We start from the raw sequence: 12,774 nt of genomic DNA, 5'->3' as shown, positions 1-12,774 counted from the left end.
ACGCTCGCCCACATGCGATCTGCGCGAGGCCGACACGGACACCCCCGGCAACCCCGTCGCTCCTGGAAAGTCGTGATCGGTGTCGTCTCCGCACTCGTAACGGTGCTCGTCGTGTCGTCATGCGCAGTCGGCCCCGACACCGGACCGGGGTTGGTGCCCGCGGGCGATGGCGGGGGCAACCAGTCTCCGGCGTCGTCGAGTGCCGCGCCACAGATCCCCGCACTGCAGAAGCCGCGCAACGAATTCGATTGGCGCGAGTGCGGCAGCCGGGTCGCGCGGGACTACTCGACGTCTGCGCCGAGTGGCGTGACCATCGAGTGCGCCACTCTGCCCTCGCCCATAGATCCCGACCGTCCCGGCGACACCATCGAAGTCGCGTTGACGCGCGCCCGGGCAGCCGACACGCCCGCCGACGCTCCGCCCTTGGTGTTGACGTCGGGCTCCGACCTGCCGTCGTCGCGCACACTGCTGCTCCTCGCAGGCGGCGCGGGCAAGAAACTCCTCGCCAGCAATCCGGTGGTCGCGGTCGACAGGCGCGGGATCGAACGCAGCGGGGCACTCGACTGCCTGACGCGCGACGAACGCTCGACGATCCGGAACAACGGCCTCGAGGGTGGGTCGTCGGACACGTCTGCGCGGCTGACGCGTCTCTCCGCCGCAGCGTCGTCCGCGGCCGATGGCTGCACCGAGACGCTGACCCCCAACCAACTACACTTCGGCATCTCCTACGCCGCCTCCGATCTGGAGTCGCTGCGCGAGCGTTGGGGAGTCGACAGGCTCGGGCTGATCGGCGTGGGCGAAGGGTCCGATGTGGTCATCGCGTACACCGCCCAATACGGCGGCAGGACCGGGCGCATCATCCTCGACACACCCACACCCTTCGGTGCGAATGCTCGTGACACCGCTGCCAGCGGGGCGACCGGAGTCCAGGCCGCGTTGCGAACCTTCGCCCAGCGCTGTTCCTCGTTGCCCTCCTGCGCCTTCGGGGCCAACGGAACCCAGACGATGCAGAGCGTGCTCGACAAGGGACGCAACGGTCAGCTGGGCGGCATATCCGACACCGATGCGCTCGCCGCGATCACCACGGCACTCGCACTCGCACCCAACACCCCCGACGGAATCAACTCGGTGGCATCGGCCATCGCGTCCGCCGACCGCGGCGACACCCGCGCGCTAGCCGGATTCGCCGACGACGCCGCCTCGTTGCGCGAGTCCGACGGGCAGCTCGTCGCAGCCTGCAACGACGTCTCCGGACCGATCGGCCAGAACGAGATCCCCGGCCTCGCAACGACCTGGAGCAAACAGAATCCGCTCACCGGTAACAACTCGGCACTGTCGCTCGGTAGGTGCCTCGGCTGGGCGTCGACGCCCGTGGTCAATCCGCCGAACTCGTACCCGGTCCCGCCGCTGCTGCTCAACGGCACCGGAGACCCGGTCAATGGTGGCGGCGGCATCGCGACGGTCAACACGTTGCTGACCAAGGCGGGCGCAGACTCGGTCAGCGTGACGTGGGAGGGGCTCGGCTACTCGGTGCTCGCCCGCAGCGACTGCGCAGCCGACGCGGTCTCCGATTACGTCAAGCAGGCACCGCTGAGCGGACCGTCAGAACGCGGCTGCCCGACCTGACCGAGTCCCGCCGAACCCATCACAGGATTCCGCCGCAGGCACGGCGGGGCCGACGCGGTGTCGGGCACCACTCGTAGTACGGTTCGCGGGTGGCCTCTCTCGACAGGATTCTCTACCCGCAGATGACGGTGCAGCGGATCATCCCGCTGGTGCTGTGGCCGCTCACGATCATGACGGCGATTCATCGGTCGGTGATTCTCGCCATCAACGGCGACCGGACCGACGACTTCACGCCCGTCTACCAGGCCGCGTTGCGGTTCATGAACAACCAGCCGGTGTACAACGAGAACCTCAACACCGTCGACCCGCACTATCTGTATCCGCCGTCCGGGACGTTGTTGATGGCACCGATCTCGGTGCTCGATCCGCAGACCGCGCGCTGGACCTTCATCGGGGTCAGTGTGCTTGCGCTGGTGATCTCGGCGCTTCTTCTCACCAAACTCTTCGGCTACTCACTCAAGTCGTGGGTCTTGCCGACCATCCTGTTCTTCTTCTTCATGACGGAGTCGACGGCCCACACTCTGATCTTCACCAACTTCAATGCTTTTGTGCTGCTTGGCATGTCGGCGTTCATGCTCCTGATGATGAAGCGTCAGGATTGGTGGGCCGGTGTACCGATCGGGCTGACCATCGCCGTCAAGCCGGTGCTCGCCCCCCTCCTACTGCTCCCGCTGCTCAACCGCCAGTGGCGCATCCTGGTCACCGGAATCGGCGTCCCGCTGGTCCTGACGATCATCGCGTGGCCGCTGTCCGCGGATCCGGGAGCCTTCATCGACCGAACCCTCCCCTACCTCGGCGAGGCGCGCGACTACTACAACAGCTCGATCGCGGGCAACGGAGCCTACTTCGGTGTGGCGCCGTGGCTGGTCCTCGTTCTTCGCATCGCGTTCGTCCTGATGGCCGTGTTCTCGCTGTGGTTCCTGTACCGCTACTACCGCACGACCAACGAACTGCTGTGGCTGACCACATCGTCGGGCGTGCTGCTGACCACCACGTTCCTCGTGGGCGCGCTCGGTCAGGGCTACTACTCGATGCTGCTGTTCCCGTTGATCATGACTGTCCTGATCCCGGGCTCGACCATCCGCAACTGGCCGGCATGGCTCGGGATATACGGCTGCATGACCTTCGACTCGTTCTACTCGCGTGAATGGACGGCCTTCGGCTGGATGCTCGAGTACAACAAGGTCACCTACGGCTGGTCGCTGCTGATGATCGCCGTGTTCTGCTCACTGCTGTTCCGCTATCTCGACGTGCGTCGAGCCCGGATCGGGAGCGCCGAGGTTTTGACGGCATAGTGTGAGCGCGGAACGGAAGTCCTCAACCGCGCCGTCACTCAGTCCCGTAACCATCCGTTCCTGTAGTGCAGCGACCGGGCCACGACAGTCCTCCAACACCTTTCGGCCACGCGCAGTGAGCGAAAGAACCAGCCTGCGACGGTCTTTGGCGTCTCTGTGCCGTTCTATCAATCCGCTGTCGGACAGTGCGGTGACAATGTCTGCCATGCTTTGTGCAGTGACGAACGAACTGCGAGCCAGCCGCGCCGACGTCATGTCCGGGCTGCGCTCCAACACGGTCATCGCGGTGTACTGCGTGGTCGTGAGGCCGAATGGGCGTACCACGTCGTCGAGTTGAGCACGTACAGCCAATTCAACCTGCTTGACCTGATATAGCAGGCTCGGTTCTCGACTCATGGTCACAGGGTAGTGAGACCGCGCCATGGCAGGTCAGCTCAGCCCGAGAACTCCGGCTGCTGTCAGTTTGAGGATTCGCTCGTGCTTGTCAGCGTCAATCGGGAGCAGTTCAAAGTCAGTCAACCACCTTTCGGGCGTGATGAGCGGGTAATCGGTACCGAACATGACCTTGGTGCGGAGCAGCCCATTGGCGGCCTGAATCAGTTCCGGCGGAAAGTATTTGGGTCGCCAGCCAGAAAGATCGATAAAGACATTGGCCTTGTGTGTCGCCATCGAGATCGCCTCTGCCTGCCACGGGACCGACGGATGCGCCAGTATGACGGTGAGATGCGGAAAATCGGCGGCGACGTCGTCGAGGAGAATCGGGTTCGAGTAGCGCAGTTTGATACCGCGTCCCCCCGGAAGCCCCGCGCCTATACCGTTCTGACCCGTGTGGAACAGCGCGGGTACCGCCAACTCCTCGATCGCTTGCCAGAGCGGGTAGTACCGAGAATCCGAGGGATCAAAGGCCTGCACGCTCGGATGGAACTTGAAACCACGAACCCCGTGATCGATCACCAGGCGCCGAGCGCGCTCCACAGCCTCGGCCCCTTGATGCGGGTCGACAGAGCCGAACGGAATCAGGACGTCGGCGTGCTCGGCTGCCTCGGCTGCAATCTCTTCGCTTGATAACGCTGGATGCCCCATCGCAGTAGTCGCATCGACGGTGAAGATCACTGCGGCCATTCCCGACGAGCGGTATCGGGCGGCGAGGTCGGCCACCGTCGGCGTGCGGTTCTCACTTCCCCGGAAGTATGCCTCAGAGGCCTCCATCAGCTCACCATCGAGGGAGAGATGGCCGTGATCGTCTTGCTCTACGTGCACATGCACGTCGATCGCGCGCAGTCCGGGCAGGTCAATGTTGGGTTCGTAGCGTTTCACCGCGTCCTCTTTCGATCGGGAACGCATCAATTCTCCAGATGCGTTGTGTGGCAATTGAGGTGCCTCAAGCCTCATCCGCAAGGCCAGAACGAGTCTTGAGCACGAGGAGTTGGCGTAGCGCCTCGTCACGGCGTTCCCGCACCTGCACCTCCTGACCGTCGAGTTCTGCTTCCACCCCGCTGACCAAGCGGTCTACCAATGCACGGTCGAGTATTGGACTGCCGAGGTCATCCCACCACTCCACCATCGGGGGTCCCAAATGGTCGAGTACATGACGCAATCCACCAGCACCTCCGGAAAGGTGTTGCGTGGCAATCGGTCCCAGCAATGCCCACCGCAATCCAGGACCGTAGGCGATCGCTTCGTCGAGGTCCGAAACCGACACGACGCCCTGCCCGATCAGGTGGTAAGCCTCTCGCCACAATGCCGCTTGCAGCCGGTTGGCGACGTGCCCCGGAAGTTCCTGTCGCAGCCTGATCGGACGCTTTCCGAGGCTGGCCAACACTCGCATGGTCTTCTCCACTGCCCACTCGTCGGTGGCCTTACCCCCGACGACCTCGACCAAGGGGACAAGATCCGGCGGGTTGAACGGGTGCGCCACCACCACACGCTCGGGACGGGTGCAGTCACCCTGGATCTCACTTGGAGTGAAACCCGACGAACTGCTGGTCAAGACGGTCTCAGGGGGCGCGGAAGCATCCATCGCCGCAAATAGCGTCCGCTTGACGTCGATGCGTTCGGGTCCCGCCTCGAAAACGATGTCCACGCGGCGCGCGGCGTCGGCGGCGTCGTCAACGTAGGTCACTGTCGAGCACTCGCCCACCACAGATCGGACCCGCTCGGGCGTCGCGGGGTCAGGATCGGCAACCACGATCGGAATCTGTTGGCGGGCGAGCAACTTGATCCAGCTCAGCCCGATCGCGCCCGCACCGACAACGCCGGCGGCCCGGATTTCCGCGCTCATCGGGTCAGCTCCTTGGAGAGCTCGACGAACGGATCAAGTGACGTTGGATCAGCCAGCGCGTCCGGCGCTGCGACCTCGCTGAGCGCCGTTCCCGCGAGAATGCGCTTGGCAGGAACCTCCAGCTTCTTCCCGGTGCGATTCCTTGGGACAACGTCGATTTCGTGAATCTCGTCCGGAATGTGCCGCGGCGAGAGCGATGTGCGTAGCTCACGCGAGATACGCTGCTTCACAGCATCATCGAGGGTCGCTCGCACGGCTGGCACAACGAACAGCAGGAGTCGACCGTTCCCACCTTCCGGGTCCTCGAGGTGCACTACGAGACTGTCGCGCACCTCGGGCATCTCTTCGACGACACGGTAGAATTCTGCCGTCCCCAGTCGGACGCCACCGCGATTGAGCGTTGCGTCGGAGCGCCCAGTAACCACACAGCTACCGTCGCCCGCAAAGCTGATCCAGTCTCCATGACGCCACATGCCTGGCCACCGGTCGAAGTAGGTCGATCGGAGTTTGTCACCGTCGTCGTCGGCCCACAACCGGACCGGCATCGACGGCATCGGTTCGGTGATCACGAGCTCGCCATCTCTGTCGAGGACCGGCTCGCCTGCGTCGTCGAACGCGTATGCCGCGACGCCGAGCGCCCGCCCAGAGATCCGACCTCGGATGACCGGAAGGAGCGGATTGCTCTGCACGATGCCCGTACACACGTCAGTGCCACCAGAACCCACATTGAGTACTACATCGGGACCCAACTGCTCATAGATCCAATCGAAGCCTTCAGGGGGCAGCGGAGAACCTGCACAACCGACAGTCCGGACGGACAGCTCCAGGCCTGCGAGCTCGATACCCGCTGCGCGGCAACCCATCACAAATCCGGGTGCAGCGCCCATCATTGTTGCGCCGGTCTCCTCGGCGAGTTCCCACTGCCAACGCAGGCCCGGATGGGCCGGATTGCCATCTATCATCACGATGCTGGAGCGGGTGAGAAGCGCCGACACCAGTGCGTTCCACATCATCCACGCTGTCGTGGTGAACCACAGCATCCGATCTCCCGGATGGAGGTCCCAGGACAGCGCATCATTCTTTAGGTGTTCGAGGAGCAGTCCCCCGTGGCCGTGAACGATCGCCTTCGGCTTTCCTGTCGTCCCCGAGGAAAACAGGACAACCAGGGGATGGCCGAACGGAACCGGCTCGAATTCGAGTGTCGCGTCTGACTCTTCCGCGAGCAAGCCAGTCCATGACAGGCTGTCATCTACCCGATACGGCCCGTATTCGATGTCGATCACCGTACGCACGCTGTGCAGCCCCGAGCGAATCGTCGCGACGCTTTCCGTCAGGTCGATGTCCTTCTCGCCGAACCGATATCCGCCAGCGACCAACAATACAACGGGCTCGATCTGTCCGAAACGATCAATGACGCTGCGCGCCCCGAACTCGGTTGCGCATGTCGCCCACGTCGCACCGAGACTAGCTGTCGCGAGAAAAGCGACGAGGGTCTCGGGAATGTTGGGAAGGTAACCTACGACGCAGTCTCCTTTCTTCACTCCCAGCTTCCGCAATACTGCGCGCGCCATGGCAACCTGGGCTCGCAGCTCGCCAAAGGTCAGATCGATATTCGACCTAGTCTGCGAACGGCCAAGCACTGCAACTGAATCCAGATCAGCATCGGCCCCAACCATGTGCTCCGCGTAGTTGAGCGTCGCGCCTGGAAACCACTCGACATTCGGCATGGTTTCGGTCGTGCGAACGGACGAGTAGGGGGTGTGACTGCGTATCGAAAAGAACTCCCAGATTGCCGACCAGAAACCGTCAAGATCATCCACCGACCACTGCCACAAACCCTGCGCCGAGCTGAACTCCAGACCTCGGTTCTCTCGCAGCCAGGCCATGAACCGGCCTATCTCGGTCTGGTCAATACTGTGTGCAGTTGGTGCCCAAAGAATGTCGAGTTCAGTTGTCATGGTCGTCACGGAAGTTCCACCTTCGCAGTTCGTCCCGCAAGGAAGTCCTGCATGCGGTGTTTGGCGTCGTCAGTTCCCTGCGCAAGCGCCGCCATCATCGACTCCATGAGGTACCCCTCGCGAGGGTTTGCCTCGGCAATCAGCGGGAGAGCCCGCGTGATGGCGAAATTGGTTTGCTCCGCGTTCTGCGCGATACGGCCGGCAAGTTCGACGGCGAAGTCAAGACCCGAATCGTCGTCGACAACATACTGACTCAACCCGATCCGCTCGCCTGTCTGCGCGTCGTATCGCCGTCCGGTAAGCATCATGTCCGTCATGCGCGACACTCCGATAAGCCGCGGTACACGCACAGATGCACCACCGCCTACGAACAGCCCGCGCTGCCCTTCCGGAAGCGCGTAGAACGTCGACTTCTCGGCCACCCTGATGTGAGCGGTTGCGGCGAGCTCCAGGCCGCCACCAATGACGGCACCTTTGAGTACCGCGATGACGGGCACTGGTCCGTCCTCGATCTCCGCGAAAGCGCGATGCCACATCTGAGAATGGGCTATCCCCTCGATCGCGGAACGGTCCACCATCTCGGACAGGTCCAGTCCTGCACAGAAATGGTCGCCCTCCGCGGTGATGACGACGGCACGTACGTCGGCGGGCAGATTGCGAAAGAACCCCTCGATTCCGACGATCGTCTTGTCATCGAGAGCGTTTCGCTTCTCCGGGCGTGCCAGGTGGAGAACAGCAACGTTGTTTGCGACTCGCAGACGCAGCGTGTCGGGCAAACTCAAACTCATCAGGTCTCCTTATATTCAGGTTTCCTGAGTATCAGTTACGTGTTGGCTTTAGTCAAGAGACCAACGACGTACCGTTGAGTCATGACATCTGAGACCTCTGGAAAGTCGGCATCTGAGAGCCCCGAGCAGCTGGCGAACCTCACCGACGACCAATGGCGTGAGCGCCTCACCCCGCAGGAGTTCCGCGTGTTGCGGCAGGCGGGCACCGAAGCGCCGTTCGTCGGCGAGTACACCGACACCAAGACCACCGGCGTCTACCGCTGCCGGGCGTGCGGTGCCGAATTGTTCCGCAGCGACCAGAAATTCGATTCCCACTGCGGCTGGCCGTCGTTCTTCTCACCGTTGGCGGGCGACGCGATCATCGAGCGATCCGACGACTCGATGGGGATGCGACGCACCGAGGTGCTGTGTGCCACCTGCGGCTCGCACCTCGGCCATGTCTTCGCCGGCGAGGGCTACGACACCCCGACCGACCTGCGGTACTGCATCAACTCGATCAGCATGACGCTGGAGCCGGACGAGAGCTGACCGGTCGGGCCGATCAGCAGCCGAGCTGATCGGCCAGGTCGTCGAAGCCCGTGGCGCGGAGGTCGTCGAGGGGATTCGGGGTTTCGTCCTTGTGTACCGGACCCCACTCGCGGGGACGTTCGATATAGGCGGTGCGCAGTCCGCACGCGCGAGCCGCGTCGAGATCCCACGCGTGCGTCGCGACCATCAGGACATCTGACGGCTCCACCTGCATGAGGCGCGCGATCCCGAGGTAGACCTCCGGCGACGGCTTGTAATGCCGCCACAGGTCGGCACCACCGAGGAAGTCCCAATCGAATCCGTTGTGCTTGGCCATCTCGGCGAGTAGCGCCACGTTGCCGTTGCTCAACGAGGAGACGACGAACTTCGACGTCAGGCGGCGAATCCCATCTGCGGCGTCGGGCCAACCCGGGATGACGTGCCAGGCGTAGACGGCCGTGTCCAGCTGCGTCGAAGTCGCCGTGATGCCGTAGGAGTCTCGCAGCAACGCGTCCAGTGACTCCCGGTGCAGATCGTCCAGCAGTGTCCACTGTCTGGCACCCGATTCGATCTGCTCCAGCGCCGGCGCGTAGGTGTCTCGCCAGTCGCGCGCGAGCTGCGAGCTGTCAACAGTCGGAAACTGTTCGGCCAGAACGGCGCTCACACCCGAATGCCAATCGGTGACGGTGCCGAAAGTGTCGACGGCCAGGACCTTGACCACGTGCCCTCCTTGTTCGGGAATTAAGGCAGCGCGTCGACGAGGTCGACGACCTCGACGCGTGGTCCCGTGAAGAACGGAATCTCCTCGCGCACGTGACGGCGAGCCTCGGTGGCGCGCAGATCGCGCATCAGGTCGACGATCCGGTGCAACTCCGGCGCCTCGAAGGCGAGCAACCACTCGTAGTCTCCGAGCGCGAACGACGCGACCGTGTTGGCCCTGACGTCCTTGTAACCACGAGCAGCCTTGCCGTGTTCCGCGAGGATCGCCCGACGCTCCTCGTCGGGTAGCAGGTACCAGTCGTAAGAGCGCACGAACGGGTAGACGCAGATGTACTTCCCGGCTTCTTCACCGGCGAGGAAGGCAGGCACGTGACTCTTGTTGAACTCTGCCGGCCGGTGCAGCGCCGCTGCGCTCCACACCGGATCGCACGCCTGGCCGAGCAGCGTCTCGCGACGGAATCGGCTGTAGGCGGCCTGCAACTGCTCGATGTGCTCGGCGTGCCACCAGATCATGAAGTCGGCATCTGCACGCAGTCCCGACACGTCGTACACGCCGCGCACGACCACGCCCTCGTCCTCCAGCGACTTGAAGAAGTCGGTGGCGTCCGACTTGGCCTGGTCACGGTCGTCGCCGAGCTCGCCTGGGCGCACAGCGAAGACCGAGAACATCAGGTAGCGGATCGTCGAGTTCAGGGCGGAGTAGTCGAGGCGGCTCATGAGATCAATGGTGCCACCGGCGCGCGTCCGCGAACCGGGCAGGGTGGTCTCGACTCGGGTGCTCGCTGACGCTCACGCCCGCTCGACCAGCGGAATTGGACAGGGTGGTCTCGACTCGGGTGCTCGCTGACGCTCACGCCCGCTCGACCAGCGGAGTTGGGCGGGGTGGTCTCGACTCGGGTGCTCGCTGGCGCTCACGCCCGCTCGACCAGCGGGGTTGGGCGCTCCGGCTCACGCCGCTCGACCAGCGAAGTTGGGCGCACGTCCGCTCGACCAGCGGGGTTAGGCCTCCAGGTCGCCGAGCAGGCGTTCGACGGCCCTGCCTGCCTGACCGATGCACGCGGGGACTCCGACACCCCGCACCGCGTTGCCGGCCAGGGCCAGCCCGGCAGGCAGCGACTCTTCGACCCTCGCCATCGTCGCGAGATGTCCTGGCGCGTAACGCGGTAGCGTCCATCGCTGCACGAAAGTGTCGACGACGCGTCCCGTCAACGGCTCGATGCCTGCCGCCGCACACACACGATCGAGATCGGCCAGTGCCCAGTCGCGCAGGCGATCGTCGATCCCTGGCTCGACGTCCTCGCCGGGAATCGGCTGCCCGTATCGGCCGAAGGACGCACGCACCGACAGCGCCGCGTCGGGTTCGCCGAGATGCGCCCACTTGCGTGAGCTGAGCGTGAAAGCCTTGGCGCGCAGGTCTTCTCCCGTAGCGACGAGCACCCCGGAGTTGTCGGGAAGTGCGGTGTCGGGCGCCAGCGTGATGGACACGACCACCGACCCCGCCCGCTCGACCGCCAGCAACGTCGACGCGGCGTCGGGCACCTCACGGCGGAGCATGTGTCCCGTCATCCAGGCCGGCGTCGACAGGACGACGCCGTCGTAGCTCGCGTCGGCACCGGCCGGGCGATCGCCCGTGAACAGTGCCCATCGCGAGCCGTCGCGTCGGATATCGGTCACCGCCGCGCACGGGCGGAGGTCGGGTCGCGCGGCGTCGAGCAGCGCTTCGACGAGGACTCGATACCCGCCGACCAACGTTCCGAAGACCGGCCCGGTCGCGGTCGGGTTGGCCAGCAGGGCGCCGACCGCGGCCGTCAGACTCGGCGCACCCGCATCGAGCTGTGCCGCCAGAGCCGGAAGTGCTTCGCGCACACCGATATCCGCGGCCAGGCTCGAATACACCCCGCCGAGCATCGGGTCGACGCTGCGCGACACCACCGACGGGCCGAACCGGTCGGCGACAAGATCTCCCACCGAGACGTCGGTACCGGGAGCCCATTCCAACCGACGGTCCGGTTCGGTACGCATCCGCTCGAGGTCTGCCGGATCGACCAGGTCGGCCACCGCGTCGGGCGTTGCGGGAATCCCCATCAGCGCGGGGCGGGGCATGTCGTGCAATCGGCCAGACGCCCACAATGCGGGTCGACGCCCGGTCGGCGACACCACCCGATCAGCCAGTCCGAGCTCGGTGACCAAACCGAGCGCCTCTGGCCGTCGCACGATGAACGCCTCAGCGCCGACATCAACGAGCACCGACCCCCGACCGTGAGCACCGACGTCGACCGTCTTGAGAATTCCGCCCGTCCGCTCCCCCGCTTCGTACAGGTCGATACGTGCGTCGGGACCGAGCTGCTGCCGCAGCCGGAACGCCGCGGTGAGACCCGAGATGCCCGCTCCGACAACGGCGACGTCGATGGTCATGTCCTCACCTCGCGAGCGTTCAGATCGAATGGACCAGTTCGACGGTCCGCGTGATCACATCCGGATCGGTTCCCGGCAGCACACCGTGCCCCAGGTTGAAGATGTGCCCGGCCGCGCCGTGCACGACAGCACGCTCGCCCTCGGCGACGATGCGTCGAACATGTTGGTCGACCGCCGTGTCGCCGGCGAAAAGCACTGTGGGATCGAGGTTTCCCTGCACTGCGACTCGTCCGCCGACCCGGCGCGCGGCATCGTCGAGGGGTACGCGCCAGTCGACGCCGATCACGTCGGCTCCGACCTTGGTCATGGACTCGAGCAACTCCCCTGTCCCGACACCGAAGTGGATGCGGGGCACGCCGAAATCGGAGACCTCGGCCAGCACGCGCGCACTGTGTGGCGCGACGAAGGTCCGGTAGTCGGCATCCGACAGCGCACCGGCCCACGAATCGAAGAGCTGGATCGCGTCGACGCCTGCGTCGAGCTGGGTGCGCAGGAAGGTGATGGTGATGTCGGCGAGACGCCCCATCAACGCATGCCAGAGCTCCGGATCGGAGTACATCATCGACTTGGTGATGGTGTAGTTGCGGCTCGGTCCGCCCTCGATCAGATACGAGGCAAGGGTGAACGGCGCACCCGCGAATCCGATGAGTGCGGTCTCGTCGTCGAGTTCGTCGAGGATCAACCCGATGGCCCGTGCGATCGCGCCCACCGATTGGGGGTCAAGGACTGGGAGGTGTGCCACGTCGTCGGCGGTCCGCACCGGATGCGCGATGACCGGGCCGGTACCGGCCACGATGTCGAGGTCGACTCCGGCGGCCTTGAGCGGGACGACGATGTCGGAGAACAGGATTGCGGCGTCGACGTCGTGGCGCCGCACCGGTTGCATGGTGATTTCACAGACCATCGACGAATCGAAGCACGACTCGAGCATTCCGTGATCGGCACGAATGGCACGGTATTCAGGCAGGGATCGGCCGGCCTGCCGCATGAACCACACGGGGCGACGTGTGGGCGTGCCTCCGGTCGCGGCAGCGATGAGCGGCATCTGGGCATGATTTCGGCGCGTGCGGGCAGGGTGTGACATCACCAATCACTCTGCCATGTGCGACAACGGCGCAGGCCGACCAGGTCGGCGTTACTCTGAGAGCTCCCCGACTACCCGACACGCCGCCGACCCGACAGAC

The 12,774-nt window shown here is 64.6% G+C and carries 12 protein-coding genes; 3 read left to right on the top strand and 9 right to left on the bottom strand.

Features of this window, described 5'->3' with window-relative positions; translation table 11 throughout:
• Positions 1-12: 12 nt before the first annotated feature.
• Entirely contained in the window at positions 13-1,626 is a 1,614-nt protein-coding gene (locus ABW18_RS01435; protein ID WP_235434261.1) for an alpha/beta hydrolase, read from the top strand.
• Positions 1,627-1,715: 89 nt separating this feature from the next.
• Positions 1,716-2,921 (top strand): glycosyltransferase family 87 protein, encoded by a 1,206-nt coding sequence (locus ABW18_RS01430; protein ID WP_049697220.1) that lies wholly within the window; start codon positions 1,716-1,718, stop codon positions 2,919-2,921.
• On the opposite strand, the gene ABW18_RS23455 is transcribed toward ABW18_RS01430, so the two are convergent.
• The 5 genes from ABW18_RS23455 to ABW18_RS01405 all read right to left on the bottom strand — a co-directional run bounded on the left by ABW18_RS23455 (position 2,853) and on the right by ABW18_RS01405 (position 7,948).
• Positions 2,853-3,176, bottom strand: coding sequence for a MarR family winged helix-turn-helix transcriptional regulator (locus ABW18_RS23455; RefSeq protein ID WP_414651993.1), 324 nt, complete (start codon positions 3,174-3,176; stop codon positions 2,853-2,855). The two genes, ABW18_RS01430 and ABW18_RS23455, sit on opposite strands and share 69 nt — an antisense overlap.
• A 174-nt stretch (positions 3,177-3,350) precedes the next feature.
• Complete coding sequence (locus ABW18_RS01420; RefSeq protein WP_049697493.1) at positions 3,351-4,217, bottom strand: amidohydrolase family protein; 867 nt, start codon at positions 4,215-4,217, stop codon at positions 3,351-3,353.
• An 85-nt stretch (positions 4,218-4,302) separates the two neighbouring features.
• Complete coding sequence (locus ABW18_RS01415; protein ID WP_049697218.1) at positions 4,303-5,202, bottom strand: 3-hydroxyacyl-CoA dehydrogenase NAD-binding domain-containing protein; 900 nt, start codon at positions 5,200-5,202, stop codon at positions 4,303-4,305.
• Positions 5,199-7,160, bottom strand: coding sequence for an acetoacetate--CoA ligase (locus tag ABW18_RS01410; RefSeq protein ID WP_152929989.1), 1,962 nt, complete (start codon positions 7,158-7,160; stop codon positions 5,199-5,201). Before ABW18_RS01410 ends, ABW18_RS01415 begins: the two co-directional genes overlap by 4 nt.
• A 5-nt stretch (positions 7,161-7,165) precedes the next feature.
• Entirely contained in the window at positions 7,166-7,948 is a 783-nt protein-coding gene (locus ABW18_RS01405) for a crotonase/enoyl-CoA hydratase family protein (protein ID WP_152929976.1), read from the bottom strand.
• Positions 7,949-8,029: 81 nt separating this feature from the next.
• Between ABW18_RS01405 and msrB the strand changes: the two genes are divergently transcribed.
• On the top strand, positions 8,030-8,476 hold the full coding sequence (gene msrB / locus ABW18_RS01400) for a peptide-methionine (R)-S-oxide reductase MsrB (protein ID WP_049697216.1): 447 nt from the start codon (positions 8,030-8,032) through the stop codon (positions 8,474-8,476).
• A gap of 13 nt (positions 8,477-8,489) precedes the next feature.
• Here msrB and ABW18_RS01395 read toward each other — a convergent pair whose 3' ends face one another.
• The 4 genes from ABW18_RS01395 to hemE all read right to left on the bottom strand — a co-directional run bounded on the left by ABW18_RS01395 (position 8,490) and on the right by hemE (position 12,635).
• Complete coding sequence (locus tag ABW18_RS01395; RefSeq protein WP_049697215.1) at positions 8,490-9,176, bottom strand: haloacid dehalogenase type II; 687 nt, start codon at positions 9,174-9,176, stop codon at positions 8,490-8,492.
• 20 nt (positions 9,177-9,196) lie between these two features.
• Positions 9,197-9,892, bottom strand: a complete 696-nt coding sequence (gene hemQ, locus ABW18_RS01390; RefSeq protein WP_049697214.1) for a hydrogen peroxide-dependent heme synthase — start codon at positions 9,890-9,892, stop codon at positions 9,197-9,199.
• 282 nt (positions 9,893-10,174) lie between these two features.
• The gene (gene hemG / locus ABW18_RS01385) at positions 10,175-11,590 is read right to left on the bottom strand and encodes a protoporphyrinogen oxidase (protein WP_049697213.1); all 1,416 of its coding nucleotides are present in this window, start codon (positions 11,588-11,590) and stop codon (positions 10,175-10,177) included.
• 19 nt (positions 11,591-11,609) lie between these two features.
• Complete coding sequence (gene hemE, locus ABW18_RS01380; protein WP_049697212.1) at positions 11,610-12,635, bottom strand: uroporphyrinogen decarboxylase; 1,026 nt, start codon at positions 12,633-12,635, stop codon at positions 11,610-11,612.
• Between the last annotated feature and the right edge of the window lie 139 nt (positions 12,636-12,774).

Source organism: Gordonia jacobaea, from assembly GCF_001186365.1.
GTDB lineage: Bacteria > Actinomycetota > Actinomycetes > Mycobacteriales > Mycobacteriaceae > Gordonia > Gordonia jacobaea.
The sequence above is the reverse complement of the archived record's forward strand: the minus strand, read 5'-3'. Positions and strand labels throughout refer to the sequence as shown.